Below are 22,131 nucleotides of genomic sequence, written 5' to 3'. Positions count from 1 at the left end.
GCGGTGTCACTGCTCGGCGGCGCGTTTGGCTGCCTTGGCCGCCTGCTTCGCGTGCTGTTTGTACGCGCGGACCTCGGCGAGTGATTCCGGGCCCGTGATGTCGGCGACCGAGCGGTGCGACCCGGCCTCGCCGTACGGTCCCGCCGCCTCGCGCCAGCCCTCCGGCCGGACCCCGAACTGCTTGCCCAGCAGCGCCAGGAAGATCTGCGCCTTCTGGGTGCCGAACCCGGGCAGCGCGTTCAGCCGTTTCCGCAGCTCCGCACCATCGGTGACATCGGCCCACACCGCGCTCGCGTCGCCGTCGTACTCCTCCACCAGGTACTGGCACAGCTGCTGGACCCGCTTGGCCATGGAGCCGGGATAGCGGTGCAGCGCGGGCTTCGTGGTGAACAGTTCGCTGAACGCCTCCGGGTCGTAGGCGGCGATCTCATGGGCGTCCAGATCGTCCCCGCCCATCCGCTGCGCCAGCGAGTACGGGCCGGAGAAGGCCCATTCCATCGGTACCTGCTGGTCCAGCAGCATGCCCACCAGCGCGGCGAGCGGGCTGCGCGCGAGGAGCTCGTCAGCTTTCGGCTCCTGGGCGATCCGCAGGGTGGCGGGCTGGTCCTTGTTGCTCTTGGTCATGCCTTGATCATCCCGATGGCGGTGTGGCCCGGCCACCCCGCTGCCCGCCGGTGCGGCCGTTTGCCGTATGGACGGGGCGCATGCCCGAAGGGGCAGGACCGGCTGCCCCCGGCCGGCGGGGTCCGGGCTGGACGGGGCAGTGGGGCGTCGTGAAGGTGGAGTGGTGAGGCCATCACGACGCGTCTTCGACCGGGGCGCGGGCAGGGGAGATGACAATGCACGCACAGGAATGGGACCAGGAGCACGACCACGAGCACGACCATGGGCGCGGGCATGAGCACGACGAGTCGGCGCACGCGTCCCGGGCGTCCGAGGGCCGGGAGCCGACGGACACCCCGCACCTCTACCGGGCGGCGGCCGCCGGACGGCCCGATGTGGTCGGGGCCGGTGGCATGAGCGTGCTCCAGCGGGCGGTCGGCAACAGCGCCGTGGGGTCGATGCTCCAGCGCAAGGAGTCGGCGCTCCAGCACAAGGAGGAGGAAGAACGCTCCCCTGTGCACGATGTGGTCGCCTCGGGCGGCGGCCGGCCCCTGGACACCGACACCCGGGCCGACATGGAGGGGCGGATGGGCGCGGACTTCTCCGACGTACGCATCCACACGGACTCCGCCGCCCACGAGTCCGCGAAGGGCGTGGGCGCGCACGCGTACACGGTCGGCAACAACGTGGTCTTCCAGCGGGACGCCTACGATCCGTCCTCGCCGCAGGGCCGCACCACGCTGGCCCATGAGCTGACCCATGTGATCCAGCAGCGCAACGGCCCGGTGGAGGGCACGGAGGCGCCGGGCGGCATCCGGGTGAGCGACCCCTCCGACCGGTACGAGCGGGAGGCCGTCGCCAACGCCGACCGGGTGCTGTCCGACCCGGCCCCGGTTGCGGCCCCGGCCCCGGTCTCGGACCCGGCTCCCGCCGCGGCTCCGGCGGTGGGCGGGGCCCCCGCCGTGCAGCGGGCCGCGACGGAGGACGAGGACGAGCAACCGGCCGATGTGCAGGGCTCCTTCGTGCAGCGGGCGAAGGAGGACGGTGAGGAGGAGGAAGAGACTCCCGCCGAGTGAGCGCGGTGCGCGGCGGTGTGGTGGGGCGGGCCGGGCCGGTGCGGTGCGGTCCGGAGAGCCGTGGTGTGGTGCGGCGGTGCGCTGATTCGTCGCGCCGGAACGCGGCGCCGGAAGGCGGCGCCAAACTGTGGCATCAGGCCGCCGCGCCGTATCGCTGGGCCAGTACGCCGCATCGGACCGCCGCATCGGACCGCCGCGCCGAACCGCGACACCAGACCGCCGCGCCGTAACGCCGCGTCAGCCCCCGTATCAGCTCAGCCCGCCGTGTCCGTCTTCATCGTGCCGCCCAGGAACAGCGACTCCGAGCACCGCGACGGCGTGGGCGCGTTCACCGGCTTGCCCACCTTCCGGCAGTCCACGGTCATCGTGACCTTCCCGCCCGCGGGCACCATGATCGGGGTGACGAAGTGGTAGTCGGAGTCGCGGAAGTTCTCCATCGCCAGCCGGAGCACGGGCGCGTCCCGGCCCGAGGAGACCACGAGCGTTCCCGCGTCGCCCTGCGGGTTCTGGACCACGATGTCGGTCAGCTGGAACGTGTGCCCGGCAGGCACCTGGATGGCCGTCGAGGTGTTCGAACCGCCGCCCACCGAGTCCCTGACCTGCACCTGCGCACTCGTCGGGGCCGCGGCGGACGCGGCGGACGCGTCGGACGAGGCGCCGGCGCTCGGTGAGGGGCCGGGCTTCGACGAGCCGCCGTTCGCCCCGGAGGAGTCGCCACCGCCCGATCCGGCGCCGCCCGGGCCCCCCTTGTCGGGGGCCTTGCTCTTGTCGGCCGCGGCGGCGGACCGTACCGCGTCCGGTGTGATCGCCTCCCGGGCCGCCGACTTCACGGCCGGGCGCAGCAACGCGTACCAGAGCCCCACCAGCGCGATCAGCAGCACGGCCGCGGTGATCAGCGCCCGGGGGAGCCAGCGGGGCAGGATCGGTTCCTGCTGGTACGAGCCGTCCACGACCACCGGCGCGATCGGGACCTGGTCCTCGGCCACCTCCGGGGTGGCGGTCAGCTGGAAGGGGTGCGTGACCGGGATGCCGCGCCACACGCGCTTGGCCGGACGGATCCGCACCTTCCCGAACTCCGCGCGCCCGGGGTCGATCCGCAGTGCGTCCGCCGCGAACGAGACCCGGGCCCGCTCCGTACCCGACTGGGCCCCCAGCCGTACGGTGACCGGGGCGTTCCCCCGGTTGTCGACGGCGAGCTGATGCCTGCCGCGCCAGGCCCCGTGCGAGCTGCGCGGCACCAGCTCGGCGGTCGTCTCGGTGAAGGGGAGAACGGTCACCCGCCCCTCGGGCACCACCGTGTCGCCCTGTTCGCTGGTGGGCACCACCCGGATCCCGAAGGGGGTCTCCCCGGCGGGTACGGTCGAATCCCGGGGCGGACGCAGCATGAGAGCCACCGTCTGCGAGTCTCCCGGATACAGGGACAGCGTCGACGGCTCGACCACGGACCAGGCGGCACACGCGCCGATCACCTCGAAGCGGTACTCCTCGACGGTGCTGCCGGAGTTGAGGATCCGCAGAGGGAGGGCCGTCTCCTCGCCCGGTGCGGCAGTGACGGACGATTCGTCGAGGCTTGCCGTGAGACTCATACGGCGCACCGTAGGTTCGCCGCGGAACCCCGACATCGGCCGTGAAGGAACACTTCCGGGCAGATTCCGTGCCCGGATCGGCTTTTTTGTTTCCCTGTAAGGAAACACGGGCATCTTTTGACCGCCTCAGACGAGTGAGGCATGACGAAAACAGCCGTGTTGGTTGTGTTCGACGCGATGCCATCGGCTGTTGCCCAGGGGGAGCATTGCCATGGAGCGCACCACTGTCGCATTACGGGCCCAGGATCCGATCTCACAGGCGGGCGTGGCCAGCCAGTTACGTACCCGGCCCGAAGTCAGCGTGATGGAGTGGGAGGAGGGCGACGCCTCTCCTCAGATCGTGATCGTCGTCGTGGACGCGGTCGACGAGGTGGTGTTGACGATGCTGCGCCACATTCAGCGCACCAGCACCTCGCGTACCGTCCTGGTCACCACGGACATCGACGAGCAAAAGCTGGTGAGCGCCGCGGAGTGCGGGGTCGCCGGTGTGGTCAGGCGCTCCGAGTCGACGCCGGAACACCTGGTGCAGGTCATCGGAACGGTGGCGCGGGGTGAGGGCCACCTCCCGTCCGACCTGCTGGGACGGCTGCTGGAGGAGGTGGGCCGCCTCCAGGGACAGGTGCTCGGCCCGCGCGGTCTGCACTTCACCGGTCTCGCGGCGCGCGAGGTGGATGTGCTGCGGCTGGTCGCTGAGGGGTACGACACCGCGGACATCGCGACGAAGCTGGCTTATTCCGAGCGCACCATCAAGAACGTGCTGCATTCGGTGATGACCCGGTTGCAGCTGCGGAACCGCTCGCACGCGGTGGCGTACGCGATGCGGCAAGGACTGATCTGAACCGAGGCGTGCCCGCGCACATCTCCGTGTGCGTACCCGCGCGTGCGTCCGAGGCCGCACTAGCGTGCGTGCCCGCGTGTCTCCGTGTGCGTGCCCGTGTGCGTGCCCGAGTGCGTGTCCTCGCGTACGCCCGTGTCCTCGCGTACGCCCGTGTGCGTACCCACGTGCCCGCGCGCATGTTTGCGCAGACGCAGCCTCGGGTCGGCCTCGGCCTCGGACGCGCACGCGGGTACGGCCTCGGGGCGGATCGGTCCGGCGGGTGTGTGGCGTCGGCGGGGTTCGGGCTGCACTTTCGGGCAGTGGGGCCTACCCGAGGGTGTGACTTCCGTACCGCTGTGCGTCCGTCGCCGGTGCAGGAGCCTGACGTCCGGCATGCCGATCGGGCGAGCGTGGGGGAGGGCTTCCGTGCGGTGGTTCCAGCCGCTTCGGCGGGTGCGGTGGGTGCGGTGGCCCCGGCGGAACGGATCGGCCCGCACCCGGCCGTCCACATCGCGCCGGTCGTCCACATCGCGTCGGCCGTCCGCATCGCGTCGGTCGCGCGCCCCGCGCCGTACTCTCGCCGTGCTCCGCGTCCCGGCCCTCGCGCTGCTGCTCGTGGTCACCGGCATCGCGCCCGGCTCGGCGGTCACCTCCGATGTGCCGATGGCGGCGGTACCCGAACCCTGGGTCACGCCCGCCGAGTTCACCGACGCGGTCGACCCGGGCGGCTCCACGGGCGTGGACAAGCTGGTGCGTACGCCGGCGATCCCGCCGAGGCCGGACGTGATCCTGCTGGTGGACGGCACGGGCAGCATGGACATCCCGATCCAGCGGGTGAAGCAGCGGATCCCCGCGATCACGAAGGCGATCCGCGACGAGCAGGAGGACTCGCGTTTCGCCGTGGCCACCTTCGGCGACCAGGAGAAGGACCCCGACGCGGGCTTCAAGGTGCTGCAAGGACTGACCGACGACCTGGGCAAGGTGCAGGACGGCGTCAATCAGCTCAACTCCGACATGGGCGGCTACAGCAAGGGACCGCCCGAGGACTGGATATACGCCCTGTGGAAGCTGGCCAACGGCGGTGACGGACAGACCGTGTTCCGGCCCGACTCCAGTCCCGTCATCGTGCTGGTCGGTGACGCGTCCAGCCACGACCCCAGTAACTACAAGTACTCGTTCAGCGATGCCGAGTTCGCCCTTCAGGACGCGGGGGTGCGGCTGATCGCGGTCGGACTGACCAGTGACCGGGGAGACGGCCTCAACGGCAATGGCCGGACGCCCCAGTACCCCGGGGACGTAGAACACGATCCGGACCAGGCCCTGCGACTGGCGAATGCCACCAACGGCCGGATGCTCGACGACATCGAGGGCAACGACGTCGTGGACGCCATCATCGAGGGGTTCAGCAACCTTCCCACCAACGTGAGCTACCGCCTGGACAACTGCGATCCGCATCTGTCCGTCAGCCTCGACCCGCCCACCCGGCAGCTCACCAGCGGTGACACCGCGCACTTCGCGGAGAACATCGATGTCTCGGAGGACGCGCCCCAGGGCACCCGGCTGAGCTGCACCGTCCAGTTCCTGATGGGCACCCAGGTCCCGGGCGCGGAATCGCTCGGGCCGGCCGCCGCGGCCGATCCGGACTTCCAGGAACAGATCGACATCGATGTGAACGACATCGACGCACCCGTCGTCACCGTGGACGATCTGACCGTCCGGGCCAAGGACAAGAAGGGCGCGCGGGTGACGTACGCCGCCACCGCCCAGGACGCCACGGATGGCGCGCTCCCGGTGACGTGCACCCCTGCCTCCGGTTCGCTCTTCCCGGTCGGCCGCACCACGGTGAGCTGCTCGGCGACCGACTCGGCGGGCAACACGGGGACGGACACGGCGGCGATCGAGGTCCTGGAAGCGCCCGTCCCGCCCTCGGCCGATGTGGCGATGAAGGTCGACGTCAGCCCGGACCGTACGTACACCGGCCGCCCGGCCCGTGCCCGCTTCACCGTCACCAACGCCGGTCCGGACCCGGCGACGGGTGTGGTCATCGGCTCCACCTGGCCGAAGACGTCCCGGGCGAAGGACCGCAGCCTGCCCGCACCGACCCGCTGCACGGCGGCGAAACCGTGCACCATCCCGCCGGGTGGCCGCATCGAGGTGACCCAGACCGCGACCTACCGCGCGGCCGTCACGGGCGACGTACGGGCCACCGTGCGCGGCACCCTGCCGGACCGCCGCGAGGCCAACAACCGGGACTCCGACCGGCTGCGCGTCCTGAAGCCCTCGCTGACGGTCACCCCGCAGGTCGCCAAGCCGGGCCAGCCGGTACTGGCCCGGGGCAAGGACTACCCGCCGGGCGCGACGGTACGTTTCACGTGGAACATCGGCATCACCCCCGGCGGCGCCACGGCCACGGTCGGCCGTGACGGCACCTTCGAGGTGCAGGTCCTGGTCCTGCGCAAGGACAAGCTGGGGCCGCGTGAACTGAGGGCGGACTCGCGCGACCTCGACCGGCTGAAGAAACCGGTCCTGGTGGTGCAGCGCAATCTCCAGCCACCGGACTTCGCGGGCCGCGCATGAGCGCCGACGGCGGCACGGGAGTGATCAGGTGATCCACGAGGTCGACGACGTACTGCGGGCGCTGATCAGGGCGGAGGTACTCGAAGGCGGCCAGATCGCGGTGGTCTTCGACGCCCCGACCCGGGAATGGGCGGCGAAGGTCAACGCGCCTATGGTCAACCTGTACCTCTACGACATCCGCGAGGACATGCGCAGGCGCGAGCGCGGTCTCCACAACGACTACGACGAGCGCGGCACGATCGTCGCGCGCCGCCGCCCGCCCCGCTTCTTCAAGCTGTCGTACCTGATCACGGCATGGACGAAGCGCCCGGAGGACGAACACCGGCTGCTCTCGTCGCTGCTCGGCTGCCTGCTCCGGTACGAGGCGCTGCCGCCGGAGCGGCTGGCGGGCACCCTGGCCGAGATCGGGGCACCCGTACCGATGTCGATCGCGCTGCCGCCGCCGGAGGACCGCTCGTTCGCCGATGTGTGGAGCGCGTTGGGCGGGGAGCTGAAACCCTCGCTCGACCTGGTCGTCAGCGTCCCGGTGACGGCGTCGCCGAGCTATGTCGTCGGGCCGCCGGTGGGCGACGAGGGGCTCCAGACCCGCTTCGGTGACGTGCCCGAGAGGGCCGAACCGGTCTCGGAACCGATGCCGGGGCGCGGGGGCCTCCCGGTGTACGGAGGCCGCCCGGGGCGTCCGGTGCGGCCGGGCGGTGCCCCCGCCTCGCGCGCTCCGGAAGGGGAACGGCGACGCGGCCTGTCCCTCCGCATCGTGGAGACCCGGAAGGGGAGTACGGGGGAGGGGGCGGCTGGTGCGGCTGGTGCGGAGGCCGGTGCGTCCGGTCCGGAGAGTGATGCGGATGCTGGTACGGAGGCCGGGAAGCCGCGTACGGGGGAGCGGAAGAACCAGCCGGAGGACAGCGCCGAATGACCGCCTCGGGTGATCCGGACCTGCGCCACCTCCTCGCCCGCGCGGTGGCCGTGGAGCAGCGCATCCGGCGGGCTGTCGAAGCCCGGCAGCTCACCGACCCCGACCCGGACGACGCCTTCCGGGGCCTCTACCTCACGGACGAGAACATCGCCCGTCTGCTGGACGAGAGCGAGGCCCGCGCGTTCCCGTACCCCGTACCGGACTCCGGTGAGAGGCCGGACTTCGGCAACGGGTCGGACTTCGGCAACGGGTCGGGCTCCGGCAACGGGTCGGGCTCCGGCAACGGGTCGGGCTCCGGCAACGGGCTGGACTTCGCCGAAGCGCCCGCGGAACGGTCCAGACTGACGTCCCTGGCGGGCGAGTTCGGCCTCACCGCCCTCGACGTCGAGATCCTCCTGATCGCGCTCGTACCGGACCTCGACGACCGCTTCGAGGCGTTCTACGGCTATCTGAACGACGACGTCACCCGTCGTCGTCCGTCCATCGGCCTGGCGCTGGGACTGTGCGGGCTCTCCCCCGCCGACCAGGTGGCGCGTGGTCGGCTGGCGGCCCGCGCCCCGCTCCGCGAGGGCCGGCTCCTCCTGGCCGAGGACCTGGACCGACCGTTCCTGAGCCGGGCGCTCCGCGTCCCCGACCGGGTCACCGCGCACCTTCTGGGCGATGACACCCCCGACCCCCGGCTGGCCGACCTCCTCGCCCCCTGGCATGCCGTACCGGGGGTCGGCGACCCGGCCCGGCTCGCCGGGGCGCTCGCCCACGGAGCCTCGCTGGTCTACCTCCGCGAGGACCAGGGCGGCGCGGGCACGGCCCTCGCGGCCTCCGCGCTGGCGCACGCGGGCCACCGGGTCCTGGGCCTGGACCTGGCACGGCTGGCCGAGGACCCCTCGCCCGCCGAAGCGGTCCGCGCCCTGGTCCGGGAGGCCCGGCTGACCGGCGCGGGCGTGGTCTGCGCGCCGCTCGACGCGGTCTGCCGCGACCACCCGAAGCTCCTCAGACTGCTCACCGGCACCCCGGTCCCGACGATCCTGGTGGGCCGGGCCCCCTGGGACGCGGCCTGGTCCGCCGCCCCGCCCCTGCTCCTGCATGCCCCGCGCGTGGAACCCTCGACCAGGGCGGCCCTCTGGACCGACGCGTACGGCGGCCCCGTCCCCGGGACCGTCGACGTGGACCGGCTGCTCGCGCCGTTCCTCCTCACCCCGGAGCAGATCACCCGCGCCGCCCGGGGAGCCGCCCAGACCACCCACCTGGACGGCGGGACCCTCACCCCCGACCACGTACGCCAGGGCGCCCGTGCCCAGAACGCGGCGGGTCTGGACCGGCTGGCCCGCCGCATCGAACCCACCGTCACCTGGAACGACCTGGTCCTCCCGCCGGACACCCACGCCCAGCTCCGCGAACTCACGGCCCGCGCGCGCCACCGTGACCGGGTCCTGGGGGAGTGGGGCATGCGGCCCGGCGGCGGCAGGGGCCGGGGGGTGTCCGCCCTCTTCGCGGGCGACTCCGGCACCGGCAAGACCATGTCGGCGGAGGTCATCGCCGCCGATCTGGGCCTGGACCTCTACACGGTCGACCTGGCGACGGTGATCGACAAGTACGTGGGCGAGACGGAGAAGAACCTGGAGCGGATCTTCTCGGAAGCCGCAGGCGTGAACGGCGTTCTCCTCTTCGACGAGGCGGACGCGATCTTCGGCAAGCGCTCGGACGTGAAGGACGCCCACGACCGTTACGCGAACGTCGAGAGCGCGTACCTCCTCCAGCGCATGGAGTCCTTCGACGGCCTGGCCATCCTCGCCACCAACCTCCGGGCCAACCTGGACGACGCGTTCACCCGCCGCCTGGACCTCGTCATCGACTTCCCGGTCCCGGACCCCGAACAGCGCCTCGTCCTCTGGGAGCGGTGCCTGGGCCCCGTACTGCCCCGGGGCACGGACCTGGACCTGGCCTTCTGCGCCGAGAACTTCGAGCTGGCGGGCGGCAACATCCGGTCGGTCGCGGTGACGTCCGCGTACCTGGCGGCGGACACGGGCGAGCCGGTGACGATGGCGACGCTGATCCACGCGATCCAGCGCGAGTACCAGAAGCTGGGCCGGCTGACCCTGGCCTCGGAGTTCGGCCCGTACCTGGAGCTGCTGACCTGAGCGCTCGGCATCTGTCGATCACCTGGTGGACCGGCTTGCTGCGCCCGGACGAGCCGGTCGGGCACAGCGTCAGGCGATCACGACACGGGAGCCGTTGAAGTTGGCAACGATCTCCAACTGCCCACCGAGCGCGGCAATGTACGCAGCGATGGTTCCGACCTCCGTGGCCGTTGTCCTCCCACGTTCAATGGCCGACACCCGCTCCTGCCGCACATGCATACGATCAGCGATCTCGCTCTGGGTCAGGCCCAGTTGTTTCCGCATTTCGACCAGTCGATGCGCGCGCGCCTCGGCCACCATGCGATGGGCTCCGCGCTCGATCTCCTCAAGATCCTCGGCATCGAAGACCTCGTTCTTCACTTCGTCCCAGGAGTGGAAAGTAGTCATTTCGATGTGCCCTTCTGCCGCTGAGTCACGTGTGCCAACCAATCGTCGTACCGGCCCTCGGCCACGGGGATGGACTGGCTGTACCACTCATGCCACTTTCCCGACTTGTTGCCGGCTACCAAGAGAACCGCATTGCGGTCGGGGTCGAAGACGAACAGGATGCGAATTTCGCTCCTCCCACGGGAGCCGGGCCGCAGTTCTTTGAGGTTGTGCATCGACGACCCTTTGATCCTGTCCACCAGAGGACGTCCGAGGTCGGGTCCTTCCTCGACAAGCGCTTGGAGCGCCTGCCCCACGAGCCGAGCCGTGTCCCGATCGTCCTTTCGTAAACCGAGCAGCCACTCGCGAACTTCGCCCACCATTTCAAGGCTCCAGGACATATACCCTCGCCACGTAGTACGTATACATACTAGTACGCTGGCATGCTGTGGGTGCGGTGAGGCCGAAACATGTCAGCTGTCCCTCGAACGGGTGGCACACCGAATTGCTGTCGGCCTGGCTTCAGGGGCATTCGTGTGGAGCCTTGCGCGAAATCGGGGTTGCCACCACCGTGGTCAGGGCCGGTCGGTGACCGGCCGGTTCCTCTCCGTACGGCGACGGGAGTCAGCGTGACCGCATTGCCTGTTCCGACCCTTCCCCACGAACTGCACGGCGACGGCCCGCACAAGGTGATCGCGGTGCACGGCTGGCTGGCCGACCGCTCCGCGTACTCGCCCGTCCTGCCGGATCTCGACCTCGGTTCCTTCCAGTACGCGGTGGTGGACCTGCGGGGATACGGCGAGGCGCGGGAGGCGGGCGGCTGTTACACCACGGCCGAGGGCGCCGGGGACGTGCTCGCGCTGGCCGACCGGCTGGGCTGGGAGCGGTTCTCGCTGGTCGGTCACTCGATGGGCGGCTCCGTCGTCCAGCGGACACTGGCCGCCGCGCCGGAGCGGGTGCGCCGGATCGTCGGGATATCGCCCGTTCCCGCGTCCGGCCTGCCGCTCCCGCCCGAGCAGTGGGAACTCTTCGCGGCGGCGGCGCACACCCCGCAGAACCGCCGCGTCATCCTCGACACCACCACCGGAGGCCGGCGCCCCGCGGGCTGGCTGGACCGGATGGTGCGCCGCTCGGTGGCGTGCAGCGACGCCAAGGCGTTCCGTGCCTGGCTGGACTCCTGGGCGGGCGAGGACTTCCACGAGGAGATCGAGGGCTCGCCGGTGCCCGCCCTCGCCGTCGTGGGCGCGCTGGACCCGGCCCTTTCCGCCGATGTGCAGCGGGCCACCTGGATGCGCTGGTACCCGCGGGCCGAACTCGTGGAGCTGCCGTCGTGCGGCCACTACGCGATGGACGATGCCCCGCTCGACCTGATCCGCGTGGTGGAGGACTTCCTGCGGGCGGACGTGGAGGCATGAGCGGTCCCGCCCCCGCCGACATGCCCGTACCGGACGTCTTCGATCCCAGGCTGTACGGGCAGGGCATCCCCCACGCCCACTACCGCCACCTGCGCGACCACCACCCCGTGGCCTGGCAGGAGGAACCGGAGGTGCTCGGCTGGCCGGCGGGCCCCGGCTTCTGGGCGGTCACCCGGCACGAGGACGTGGTCCGGGTCCTGAAGGACTCCGCGACGTACTCCTCGTACCTGGGCGCCACCCAGATCCGCGACCCGGACCCCGCCGACCTCCCGTTCATCCGCCGCATGATGCTCAACCAGGACCCGCCGCACCACCGCCGCCTGCGCGTACTCGTCAGCCGCGCCTTCACCCCGAAGCGCGTGGACCGCTTCGCCGAGGTCGTCCGCGAACGCGCCCGTTCCCTGCTCACCGGGGCGGTGGCCGAGGCACGGTCCGGCGACGGCACGTGCGACCTGGTCGCCCGGGTCACCGACGACTACGCGCTCCTCAACCTGGCGGACCTGCTCGGCGTACCGGACACCGACCGCGGACTCCTCCTCCACTGGACCCGACGCGTCATCGGCTACCAGGACCCCGACGAGGCCGGAACCCCGTCGCTCGGCCCGGACGGCAGCCCGGTCAACCCCCGCTCCCCCTCCTCGCTCCGCGACATGTTCGACTACGCCCAGGCCCTCGCCGCCCACAAGCGCCGCCACCCCGCCGAGGACGTGCTGACGGCCCTGGCCACGGACCCCGAACTGACCGCTCCCGAGCTGGAGATGTTCTTCTTCCTGCTGGTGGTCGCCGGAAACGACACGGTACGCAGCGCGGCCCCCGGCGGCCTGCACCTCCTGGCGGAGAACCCGGAGGCGTACGCCCGCCTGCGCAACGGCGAGGCGGGGTTCCTGGGCGCCGTCGACGAACTCCTCCGCCGCCATCCCCCGGTCCTGACCTTCCGCCGCACGGCCCGCGAGGACACGCTGCTGGCGGACACCCGCATCCGCGCCGGCGACAAGGTGGTCGTCTTCCACGCCTCCGCCAACCACGACGAACGCGTCTTCCCCGTCCCCTTCACCCTGGACCTCACCCGCACCCCCAACCCCCACGTCTCCTTCGGCGACGGCCCGCACGTCTGCCTGGGTGCGCATTTCGCGCGCTTGCAGTTGCGAGTGCTGTACGAGGAGGCGTGCCGCGTCCTCCCGGAGTCGCTCGAACCTGCGGGTTCACCGGGGCGCCTGGTGTCGAACTTCATCAATGGGCTGAAGTCGCTGCCGGTGCGGGTGGGCGGGGGATGACAGCCGCCCTGTCAGACAGGGGCAGGATGTCCGGCACAGTGACAACTACAGGCGTAGCCAAAGTGTTCGAGAGACGACTCGCCTGGCCGCACACGGATGACCTGCACACCGTGACACAACTGGTGTCCCTTGAACCAGGTGACGTCTGAGAGCGTCCGCCGAGGCGTATCGCGAGCAGCCGCTGGATGTCCGATCGTTCCGCGCTGACGATCGACCTTCTTCACGTGACGAAGCCGTCAGCGGATACGGGGCAGCCCAAGGAAGAAGCTACGGCTGATCGTTTCCGTACAGAGTCGGACTGCGGTGCGATGACAGGATGGACAGCGGCACCGTGGGAGCGGCAGTGCTGAAGAGCCTGAGAAATCGGAGTGGCCTGTCTCCGCGTGGCTGACTTGGGCGGTCGCCTCATGGATACGCTTTAACAGCAGCTACTTCATGGTTTGCGACCTTGGTCTGCTGAAATAGTGCTGCCATTCGCGAATTTGAATTCGATGATATGGGATAGCATTCCGGTGTAGGAGGTGAATGCTGGCTGACTCTCTCCTTCTACCGATTCTCCGCTGAGTGAAATATCCCAGTAATCAGCCCCGGAGAATTCATGTACTCTATTGTCGCTCGAATCTTTCAGGTTGATTGCAAGGTATGACTGATTCGTCCCGAACCAGGTTGCGATTGGGTATAACCCTGCCTGGTCAACAAATAGTTCCCTGTCGTCTTCCCCCATGACGCCCAGTTTTAATTGATACCACTGGATTTCTTCTGATTCGGACATGCTGCAGTCGCAGTCCGGTGCGTCGAACCGGACAAGGGGCGGAGGGTGGGGAGGGCTGGGGAAGTGAGCAAAAGCAAGTGTTTCTCGAATTTTTCGAAACCAGGGAGGGATCTTTATGCGATCCTCTCTCTCGCGTCGATTAATTTCTTCTGGGGTATCCCGAAAGAAAGAGAAGTTCGGGTAGTTCGCAACAAATAAGTTGAGATTATTTTTATCTTCGATGCGAAGTGATGATGTTGAGATCCATTGGAGTGCGTCCGGATACCTGCCGATCCTTCCAGGGGTCGTCCCTGAGCTCATGCTCGGTCCTCACTCGATCAGTGTGTCAAGCTTGCCGATGATTTGTGTGAAATTATCTTGCTGTCGAGCCGAGGTTATCTGTACCCCGTTCTTGTCCAGGCATTCTGGGTGTACGTCATGTGGATAGGGCCGTATTCCGTTCCAAATCCAACTCTCTGCCATGGTTTTAAGGTTGCTCGCGACTCCAGATATGTCGCTGGCATTATTGAATACACTCCGCGCTGCGTTGTGAAATTTTGATTCGTACTTTGTTTGCTGATCGCCCTTGTAGTAAACTGCCCCCACGTGTCCGGTAGGAATGGAAAACTTTTTCCTGGTGCCTCCAACGATGTCCTCGGTGACCCTCGGGGGCGCCTCGACCAGGTTGTGGAAGACGAGTAGTGAGGTGTCGCTGCGCAAGTCGTGATAGTCGTCGATCCACTTCTCTCCGGCTACTATGGTCTCCGCTTTCTGGGCGCGGTCGATCACAATTAGAATGTAGTCGCTCGGAATCCATTCGTGATGCCCTGGTGTTGCATCCCGGAATCTTTTCTTTACGAAGCCTCGCGCCTGAGAGTACGGCCTCTTTTCCCAGGCCTTTTTGAAGAAGTCCATGTCTACTTTTATTTTGGACCCCTCGTACTCCACTATTTCGTGTTCATTTTTTGCCATCTTCTTAAGGAAGGGAACGATGTCGGCAGCCCCAGGTATTGCCTTTCTGAGAATCAGTTTGTAGTCCTTGCTGGTGAGCGCTACCGTTGCTTGAGCCACCTGCGTGGGTGGGCTCGCTTTTGCGATGATGGAAAACTTCTCCGGATCCCCTCCCGAGGGTTCTGCGTGTAGTTGCTTGAGCCCCTTCGGGCGTAGATTGTTCAGAGTCTTGTTGACTACAGTGTCGAGGGCCGACTTTGTTGGCATCGGTTTGGCCGTCTGTGCAGCTAGTTGATTTTTTGCTTCCTTCTTTACGTCCAAGCTCCTATTGTTATCCTTGTTTTCGTCATCCTTATTTCTCTTTCCTTCTCCTCCCTTTCTTTTGAGTTTGTTCCAGAGGGATTTGCCTTTCTTGGCAAGAAAGCCGACGATTTTTTCGATGGCCCTGTTCACGGGGCGGGCGACGGCATGGAAGACGCTCTTTACCTTGTTGGCCAGGGAGCCGATGCCGAGGAGTGACGCGAGGAAGCCGATCAACAGCGGGACGCTGGTGGCGAGGGCGGCTTCGACCATTTTTGGGACGCCTGCCGAGCCGCCGTTGGCTATCGCGATGACCGCGTCCAGGACCGCGTTGACGAAATCGACTATCTGGGCGCCCTGGTTCACGATGAACGTGACGATGTCGATGATTCCCTTGACCGCGCGGACGAAGGCGGAGGCGGGGTTGAGGAGGGAGATGATCCAGGTGATCCCGGCGATGATGACGGTGGGGATCAGATAGCTGGTGAGTTTTTCGAGGATGGTGGCCTTGAGGTCGCCCGCCTCGGACTCGATTTCCTTGACGGCGCCCGCGGGGCCCTCGGCGGCGAGTTTCTTCGCGACCGGGACGGACTGTTCGACGGCGGTCAGGGCCCGGTCGGGGACGCCCTTGCGGGTGATCCGGGCGCGGATGTTGGCCCAGGACAGGCCCAGGAGGGCGCCGATGAGCTGGATGATGCCCTTGAGGTCGAAGCGCTGCGGGAGTTCGAGGCCTGCTTTGACGGCGGTGCCCAGCAGCCAGGACACGACACCCGTCTTGAGGTGTTCGGCGACGTTGGTGATGAAGAGGTTGAGGCCCGCGCCTACCGCGCGTACGAGGTTGCCGAGGAACCCGATGGGGTCCTTGATGATCTTCATGATCGCGGAGGCGGCCTTGGCGAGGATGCCGAGCAGCAGGTTCTTCAGCTCGTTGATCGTCTTGATGACGCCGACAATCGCGTCCTTCGCCTTGTCGATCAGGCCCTTGTTGGCCTCCTGGAGCTTCTTGATCTCCTCGTCGATCTTGTTCAGTGCGGCGGTGTACTTCTGCGCGAGGTCCTGGACCAGCTGGTCGGACTTCTCGTTGACCGTGGCTTCGAGGTCGTCGAACTTCCCGGCGAAGTCCTTCGCAGCGTCCGCGCCGAACTGCTTGAGGTCTGCGGGGAGTCTGTCGACCTCGGCCTTCAGTTCGGTGCGGCCCTTGGCTATGCGGGCCTTGGCCTTGCCCAGTTCCGTGCCGATGATGTCGGCGACCGATGAGATCACCGTCTGCATCCGGGAGACGTAGAGCTTGCGGGCCTCCTGGTAGAGGTTGTTCGCCTCCTTCGGGAGGCCGGCGAACTTGTCCTTGACCCAGCGGGCCTTGCCCCTCCAGCCCGAATAGCGTTTGTCCTTGTACGCCTTCATCCGGCGCTTGTGGTCCGCGGTGAACGCGTCCCGGGCCGCCTTCTCGCCCGCCGTGAACGCCGCGTCGACCTTCTTGTCGAGACCGGAGAGGGTGGCCTCGACGTCCTTCTTCGTGGCGTCGTAGACCTTCTGGAGCTTCGCCGTGACCTCGGCGCGCTTCTTCTCGTCCTTGGTCTTCGCGTTGCCCTTGCCGCCGTCGACCTGCTTGCCCGCCGACGCCCGGGTCGCGGTCAGGGCGTTCATGGCCTGGGCGCCGGAGGCCGCCGCCCCCGCCTTCGCGGTGCCCAGCTGTTGGGCTTCGGCCGACTTCCCCTTCGCCGGGGCCTTCGCGGAGTCCGTTTCCGCGGTCTTCTTCGCGGACAGGGCCTGGTCGAACTCCGGCTCGTTGCCCTTGGCCAGCTGGTCCTCGGTGACCTCCGCGTCCGCCATCGCCCGGTCGTTGGCGGCCGGGCCCTGGGAGAAGTCGGTCACGGAGGCCGGCTGCCGGGCGGGGACCGCGTCCGCCGCCGACGGGGCGCCCGGGTTGCCCGGCGGCTGGTCCGGGGACATCGGGGTGACCGGCTTGTCCTTGGCCGCCGACGTGTCCGGCGGGGCCTTCGTCGCCGTGTCGATGTCCTTGGCCGAGGACTCCTTCCCGTCCTTGACCTTCCCGTCGACCTCGCCCTTGATCCGGTCCGCCTTACCGGACTTCGAGAACTTGTCGGCGTCGTCGAGATTCTTCGGGGCCTGCGCGTCGATCGCCTTGTTCACCGCGTCGATGAACGCCCGCTTGTCGAACTCGCCGGGCTTCGCCGCGTTCATCTTCTCGGCGTTGGCCGCCTTGCCCTGGGCTTCTCTGTCGTCGGGGGGTGCCACGGCCGCGTCCTGCGCCGACTTCGACTCGTGCGCGGCGGGCGCGTGCGCGGCCAGGCGGACCCGCTTCGCCGCGACGTCGGACCTGACCTTCCGGAAGCCGGGGGCCTGGGCGGGGGACGGCTTCACCGGGGCCGTGTACCGCTGCGCGACCAGACGGGAGACGGCCCTGTTGCCCGCCGCCCGTTGCAGACCGACCAGGCCGCGCCGGTCCGGAGCCGGCCGGTCCCTGGCCGGGCGCACCGCGGCCGTCTCCGTCGTACGGGAGACGGAAGCGTGAGCCGGGGACGGGCGGGCGGCGGCGGGGTTCTTGTCCGGAACCGCCTTCATCCGTCCTCCCGGCCGCACGGGTGCTCCGTAGACGTCCCAGAGTGGGGGCGGTCCCGACGCGATGGGCAGGACGAGGGCGCCATGACCGGGGCACTCGCATTGCCTGATCGGGCAGCGGGCGGTGCACAGGCGGGCGGCCGCGCATCCGTTCCCGGTGATCGCGGGTGTCGCGAGAATTGCGGGCGTTCCCGGCCAAGGAGAGACTCACATGCCGTCGTACCTGTCCCCGGGCGTCTACGTCGAAGAGATCGAGTCCGGGTCGCGGCCGATCGAAGGGGTGGGCACCTCGGTCGCCGCCTTCGTCGGCTTCGCGCAGAAGGGGCCGTTCGACGAGCCGACGCTGATCACCAACTGGAGCCAGTTCGCCGGCACGTTCGGTGACTTCGTCGAGGGGACGTACCTGGCGTCGGCCGTCTACGGGTTCTTCGCCAACGGCGGCGGCGTCTGCTACGTGGTGCGGATCGGTGACGGCACCGAGCCCCCGGCGGAAGGGGACGACGAGCAGGGCGCCGGGCAGCTGCCCGTGGGGTCGGAGACACAGCTCGGGCCGTACGCGGTCAAGCCCCGCCCCGGCGCGGCCGGGGAGATCACCGTCGAGGTGACCGAGGCGGAGGGGGACGATCCGCCCTCCGACGTCTTCCAGCTGATCGTGAAGCGGGACGGGCAGGTCGCGGAGACGTATCCGGGCGTCACGACCAAGCGCAGCAAGGAGAACGTCGCCACCCGGGTCAACGCGAAGTCGGAGCTCATCGAGATCCGCGAGACCGCGCGCGGCGCCGCCCCGGCCAGGCCCGAGCCGCAGAGCGTGACCCTGGCGCCCGCCGCGCCCGCCTCACCCGGGAGCGGGGCGCTGACCCCCGAGCTGTACGTCGGCGACCCCGACCGCCGGACGGGGCTCGGCGGCCTCGAAGCGGTCGACGAGGTCACGACCATCGCCGTGCCCGATCTGATGAGCGCGTACGAACGCGGGCTGCTGGACCTGGAGTCGGTCGTCGCCGTCCAGCAGGGGCTGATCAGCCACTGCACGCTCATGGGCGACCGCGTCGCCATCCTCGACCCGCCGCCGGGACTGAGCCCGCAGCAGATCCGCTCCTGGCGCACCGACCGTGCCAACTTCGACTCCAAGTACGCCACGCTCTACTACCCCTGGATCAGGGTCGCCGACCCCTCGTCCGGCCGGGCCCGGCTCGTTCCGCCGAGCGGTCACATCGCCGGGGTCTGGGCGCGCAACGACGAGTCGCGCGGGGTGCACAAGGCGCCCGCCAACGAGGTCGTCCGCGGGGCGGTCGCGCTCCAGACCCAGCTGACCAAGGGCGAACACGACCTGCTCAACCCGATCGGGCTGAACTGCATCCGGTCCTTCCCCGGGCGGGGCATCCGGGTCTGGGGCGCCCGCACGCTGGCCTCCGACCCGGCCTGGCGCTATCTCAACGTCCGGCGCCTCTTCAACTACCTGGAGGAGTCGATCCTCGCCGGGACGCAGTGGGTCGTCTTCGAGCCGAACGACGACGCCCTGTGGGCCCGTATCCGGCGCACCGTCTCGGCGTTCCTGGTCAACGAGTGGCGCAAGGGGGCGCTGTTCGGGCTCACGCCGGAAGAGGCGTTCTACGTCAAGTGCGACCGCGAGACCAACCCGCCGGAGAGCATCGACGCGGGCCAGGTCATCTGCGAGATCGGGGTGGCACCGGTCAAGCCGGCCGAGTTCGTCGTCTTCCGCCTCTCCCAGCTGACCGGAGGCACCGGCGGCGTCGACGAGTAGCGCGCCCGGTCCTCCCGGGTCGACCCAGCGGTACGAGCGGTAAAGGAGTCTGTTGTGCCACTTCCCGATCTCGACAGCACCGTAGGGGCCTCGTTCGGCCTCGAATTCGACAGCGTCGTCATCAAACAGATCACCGAGGTCAGCGGTCTGAAGATGGAACAGGACGTCATCGAGCTGAAGCAGAACACCGCCGACGGCCGGTACGCCATCAAGAAGCTCCCCGGCAGGCCGAAGGCCGGTGAGGTGACCGTGACCCGTGGTCTCACCGAGGACAACAGCTTCGAACGGTGGATCAAGGACTCCCGGTTCGGCCGGATGACCGCCGCCCGCCGCAACGGCGCCGTCATCGTGTACGACCACGAGGGCATCGCCATCAAGCGCTACAAGCTCATCAACGCCTGGCCGAAGTCCCTGGAGATCGGCACCCTCAAGGCCGGGGACACCTCGGTCCTGACGGAGAAGCTCGCCATCACCTACGAGAGCATGGAACTCGACTGATGCGGCGTACGGCTCCGGCGGAGGCCCCCGAACGGACCGGCGCGCACCCCGCGGCCGCGGGCAACGGACGGTCCGGTCGACGGGAGCCGCTCCGCACCGAGTTCACCTTCGAACTGCCGCGCGGCTATGTCGACGAGACGGGCGCCGTGCACCACACGGGGGTCATGCGGCTCGCGACCGCGCGCGACGAACTCGTGCCGCTGCGGGACGACCGGGTACGGGAGAACTCCGCGTATCTCTCGGTCGTGCTCATCTCCCGGGTGGTCACCCGGATCGGCACGATCGACGACATCCACCCCGGCATCATCGAGGACCTCTTCGCCTCCGACCTGGCCTTCCTCCAGGACTTCTACCGGCGGATCAACGCCGAGGGCCACACTCGCGCGGCCGTCACCTGTCCGTCCTGCCAGGAGGAGTTCGCGGTGAATCTCGCCGGTGGACGCCTGGGGGAATCGTGACGTACGCGGCCGACCTGCTCTACGAGGAGGTCGCGTACCTCGCCTATCACTTCCACTGGCCGCTCGACGAGCTGCTGGACCTGGAGCACCCGGAACGACTGAGGTTCGTCGCGCAGGTCGCTCGCCTCAACGGGCAGTAGCGGACGGCGCGGGGAGGGCGGAGAATCCATGGGCCTGATGTCCTGGCTGCGCGGAGGCGGGCGCACGCAAGCGGGTACGGGGGCGGGGGCTCGGAGCGGTGGTGCGGGCGTCGCGCCGGCGCCGCCGCCGCGTGAACGGGTCGATCTGAGCGAACTGCCGCCCATCCAGCGGACCCTGGGCGCCCAGGACCTGGTCATCGACCCCGCCGGGTTCCAGGGGTCGCTCTCCACCCGGCAGGACGCCTCGCTCGGCACGCCCCTCGGACATCTGGTCAGCCCGGACGCGCCCACCGGGCTGGTGCACGGGATCACGGCCCCGGGCGCTCCGGACGGACCGGGCGCCCCGGACGGACCGGGCGGGGCGGCCGCCGGGGGCCGTTCGTCGGCGGTGCAGCGGGCCGTGGAACGCCGGGGAGAGATGCCGGGCGGGGGCCGGGCCGGGCCGTTCTCGGTGTCTCTGCCGGTGCCGCCGCCGATGCCGCTGTCCGTGTCCGTACAGCGGGTCGTTCCGGGTGATGCGCCTGCGATGGCGTCGGCCGGGGAGGTCGACGTGGCGGAGTTGCCGGTGCGTCGGCTGGTGGGCGAGCAGCCGCTTGTGGCGGCGTCCGGAGCGGTCGCGCCCGAGGCCGCCCCGCCGTCGCAGGGTCCGTCGCCGGCCCCGGACGCGCCCGTTCAGCGGTCGGTGAGGCCGTCCGCCCCCGGCTCGGTCCGGCGTGCGCCCGGCCTGGGCGCTCCCATGTCCGCGCTGCCGCCCACGGCTCAGCGGCAGGCCGCCGCCGATGGCTCCGGCGCGCGCGCCGGAGGGCTTCCGGCCGCCGCCCGGAGCGCGGCGGACGGTGGGGACGGCGGGGACAGCGGGGACGGAGGGGACGGTGGGGACAGCGGGGGGCGTGAGGTGTACGAGGTCGCGCAGCTGCCGGTGGCCCCGGAGGCGGAGCCCGGTTCCGGTGGGCCCACCGCGCCGCTGCTCGGTGACTCCCCCCTGCTCCCCGCCGAGCCGGACCCCGCGCCACCGCCGGACCCCGTGCAGCGGACTCCTGCCGTGCCCCCGCAGACCCCCCTGGCGCCGCCCCCGAGCACCGCACCGGTCGCGCCGCTGCTCGCCGACCGGCCTCTGGCGTTGCAGAACGTGAGCGGTGGCGGGCCGGGGGCCGTACAGCGTTCCGCGGCGGGCGGGGTGACGCCGTCGCCTCCACCGGCCGGTGCGGGCCCGGTGCAGGTGCCGGTGCCGGGCGCGGAGCCCGGGGCCCTGGACGATGCCGTTCCGGTGCGCTGGACGTCCGGCGGAGCGGGCACGCCGTCGATGGCGTCGGCGACACCGTCCGTACCGGCGGCGCTGCAACGTACAGCCGTGGCTCCTGAGCGGACGGCGGGTGCCGCGCCGCCTCCCGCCGTGCAGCGTCGGGCAGCCGGGGGGCCTCCGGTGCCGCGTTCCTTGCCGGGTTCCGCCGACCAGGGCGCACCGGCCACCGCTCACGCCCCCTCCGCGCCCCCCTTCACCACGGCGGGCTCGGTGGCCGTGGCCGCCGGGGTCGCCCAGCGGATGGCCGACGGCAGCGTGGTCTTCGGGGCGCCGCCGCCTCCGGCGTACGCGCCGCCCGTCGTCCAGCGCGAGACGGAGACCGAGGAGCCACCGCCCCCGGACCCGCCCGCGCAGGAGAGCGCGCCCGAACCCGAACCCGACCCGGAACCGGAGGCCGGGCCCGCGGCCGAGGGACACGGCCCACCGGGCGCCGCCGCGGCCGCCGGGCCCGGCGGAGCCCCCGTCGTCACCGACGAGCTGGTACGCGCCCTGTACCCGCCGCTCAGCAGGCTCTTCAAGGCGGATCTGCGCCTGGAACGCGAACGAGCGGGATTCCTCATCAACACCAGGCACTGAGAGCAGCAGCAGTAGCAGCGAGCGAACGCACCGCCAGGCAACGA

Annotated in this window: 18 protein-coding genes; 12 read left to right on the top strand and 6 right to left on the bottom strand. The window is 69.6% G+C overall.

The genetic code is table 11. The annotated features are described in order from the left end of the window. Window positions 1-6 precede the first annotated feature (6 nt). Entirely contained in the window at window positions 7-624 is a 618-nt protein-coding gene (locus ACFVFH_RS10375) for an HhH-GPD-type base excision DNA repair protein (RefSeq protein WP_383765764.1), read from the bottom strand. Window positions 625-833: 209 nt separating this feature from the next. Between ACFVFH_RS10375 and ACFVFH_RS10370 the strand changes: the two genes are divergently transcribed. Further along, on the top strand, window positions 834-1,679 hold the full coding sequence (locus tag ACFVFH_RS10370) for a DUF4157 domain-containing protein (protein ID WP_383765762.1): 846 nt from the start codon (window positions 834-836) through the stop codon (window positions 1,677-1,679). 254 nt (window positions 1,680-1,933) lie between these two features. On the opposite strand, the gene ACFVFH_RS10365 is transcribed toward ACFVFH_RS10370, so the two are convergent. Next, the gene (locus tag ACFVFH_RS10365) at window positions 1,934-3,265 is read right to left on the bottom strand and encodes a hypothetical protein (protein ID WP_383765760.1); all 1,332 of its coding nucleotides are present in this window, start codon (window positions 3,263-3,265) and stop codon (window positions 1,934-1,936) included. A gap of 211 nt (window positions 3,266-3,476) precedes the next feature. Here ACFVFH_RS10365 and ACFVFH_RS10360 point away from each other — a divergent pair, with 211 nt between their 5' ends. From ACFVFH_RS10360 to ACFVFH_RS10345, 4 genes are all read left to right on the top strand, one after another. Beyond that, window positions 3,477-4,103, top strand: a complete 627-nt coding sequence (locus ACFVFH_RS10360) for a response regulator transcription factor (protein WP_383765758.1) — start codon at window positions 3,477-3,479, stop codon at window positions 4,101-4,103. 561 nt (window positions 4,104-4,664) lie between these two features. Then, window positions 4,665-6,659 carry an HYR domain-containing protein gene (locus ACFVFH_RS10355; RefSeq protein ID WP_383765756.1) on the top strand — a complete coding sequence of 665 codons (1,995 nt, stop codon included), beginning with the start codon at window positions 4,665-4,667 and terminating at the stop codon, window positions 6,657-6,659. Between the two features lie 28 nt (window positions 6,660-6,687). Next, a complete protein-coding gene (locus tag ACFVFH_RS10350) occupies window positions 6,688-7,572 on the top strand; it encodes a DUF4255 domain-containing protein (protein WP_383765754.1) in 885 nt (294 codons plus the stop codon). After that, window positions 7,569-9,710: an ATP-binding protein gene (locus ACFVFH_RS10345; RefSeq protein ID WP_383765752.1), complete on the top strand. Its 2,142-nt coding sequence runs from the start codon at window positions 7,569-7,571 to the stop codon at window positions 9,708-9,710. The genes ACFVFH_RS10350 and ACFVFH_RS10345 overlap by 4 nt, the downstream gene beginning before the upstream one ends. Before the next feature lie 69 nt (window positions 9,711-9,779). Here the strand turns inward: ACFVFH_RS10345 and ACFVFH_RS10340 are convergent, their stop codons facing one another. Both ACFVFH_RS10340 and ACFVFH_RS10335 read right to left on the bottom strand, forming a co-directional pair. Beyond that, window positions 9,780-10,097, bottom strand: coding sequence for a helix-turn-helix domain-containing protein (locus tag ACFVFH_RS10340; RefSeq protein ID WP_383765750.1), 318 nt, complete (start codon window positions 10,095-10,097; stop codon window positions 9,780-9,782). Next, a complete protein-coding gene (locus tag ACFVFH_RS10335; RefSeq protein ID WP_383765748.1) occupies window positions 10,094-10,459 on the bottom strand; it encodes a type II toxin-antitoxin system RelE/ParE family toxin in 366 nt (121 codons plus the stop codon). The genes ACFVFH_RS10340 and ACFVFH_RS10335 overlap by 4 nt, the downstream gene beginning before the upstream one ends. 246 nt (window positions 10,460-10,705) lie before the next feature. On the opposite strand from ACFVFH_RS10335, the gene ACFVFH_RS10330 reads away from it, so the two are divergent. Both ACFVFH_RS10330 and ACFVFH_RS10325 read left to right on the top strand, forming a co-directional pair. Next, window positions 10,706-11,491: an alpha/beta fold hydrolase gene (locus tag ACFVFH_RS10330; RefSeq protein WP_383765746.1), complete on the top strand. Its 786-nt coding sequence runs from the start codon at window positions 10,706-10,708 to the stop codon at window positions 11,489-11,491. Further along, window positions 11,488-12,765, top strand: coding sequence for a cytochrome P450 (locus tag ACFVFH_RS10325; RefSeq protein WP_383765745.1), 1,278 nt, complete (start codon window positions 11,488-11,490; stop codon window positions 12,763-12,765). The genes ACFVFH_RS10330 and ACFVFH_RS10325 overlap by 4 nt, the downstream gene beginning before the upstream one ends. A 433-nt stretch (window positions 12,766-13,198) precedes the next feature. Here ACFVFH_RS10325 and ACFVFH_RS10320 read toward each other — a convergent pair whose 3' ends face one another. Both ACFVFH_RS10320 and ACFVFH_RS10315 read right to left on the bottom strand, forming a co-directional pair. Beyond that, window positions 13,199-13,837: a hypothetical protein gene (locus ACFVFH_RS10320; RefSeq protein WP_383765743.1), complete on the bottom strand. Its 639-nt coding sequence runs from the start codon at window positions 13,835-13,837 to the stop codon at window positions 13,199-13,201. A gap of 9 nt (window positions 13,838-13,846) precedes the next feature. Then, a complete protein-coding gene (locus tag ACFVFH_RS10315) occupies window positions 13,847-17,353 on the bottom strand; it encodes a hypothetical protein (RefSeq protein ID WP_383765741.1) in 3,507 nt (1,168 codons plus the stop codon). Window positions 17,354-17,561: 208 nt separating this feature from the next. Here ACFVFH_RS10315 and ACFVFH_RS10310 point away from each other — a divergent pair, with 208 nt between their 5' ends. From ACFVFH_RS10310 to ACFVFH_RS10290, 5 genes are read left to right on the top strand one after another with little or no spacing between them, the layout of a single operon-like run. Continuing rightward, window positions 17,562-19,112 (top strand): phage tail sheath family protein, encoded by a 1,551-nt coding sequence (locus ACFVFH_RS10310; protein WP_383765740.1) that lies wholly within the window; start codon window positions 17,562-17,564, stop codon window positions 19,110-19,112. Between the two features lie 54 nt (window positions 19,113-19,166). After that, the gene (locus tag ACFVFH_RS10305) at window positions 19,167-19,610 is read left to right on the top strand and encodes a phage tail protein (protein ID WP_072488539.1); all 444 of its coding nucleotides are present in this window, start codon (window positions 19,167-19,169) and stop codon (window positions 19,608-19,610) included. After that, window positions 19,610-20,068, top strand: a complete 459-nt coding sequence (locus ACFVFH_RS10300) for a hypothetical protein (protein ID WP_383765738.1) — start codon at window positions 19,610-19,612, stop codon at window positions 20,066-20,068. Before ACFVFH_RS10305 ends, ACFVFH_RS10300 begins: the two co-directional genes overlap by 1 nt. Continuing rightward, on the top strand, window positions 20,065-20,208 hold the full coding sequence (locus ACFVFH_RS10295; protein WP_093549683.1) for a DUF6760 family protein: 144 nt from the start codon (window positions 20,065-20,067) through the stop codon (window positions 20,206-20,208). Before ACFVFH_RS10300 ends, ACFVFH_RS10295 begins: the two co-directional genes overlap by 4 nt. A 28-nt stretch (window positions 20,209-20,236) precedes the next feature. Continuing rightward, window positions 20,237-22,087, top strand: a complete 1,851-nt coding sequence (locus ACFVFH_RS10290) for a hypothetical protein (RefSeq protein ID WP_383765736.1) — start codon at window positions 20,237-20,239, stop codon at window positions 22,085-22,087. Window positions 22,088-22,131 lie beyond the last annotated feature (44 nt).

This window comes from Streptomyces sp. NPDC057697 (assembly GCF_042799335.1).
Lineage (GTDB): Bacteria > Actinomycetota > Actinomycetes > Streptomycetales > Streptomycetaceae > Streptomyces.
Note: the sequence above shows the minus strand (reverse complement) of the source record. Positions and strands in the feature narration are given on the sequence as shown.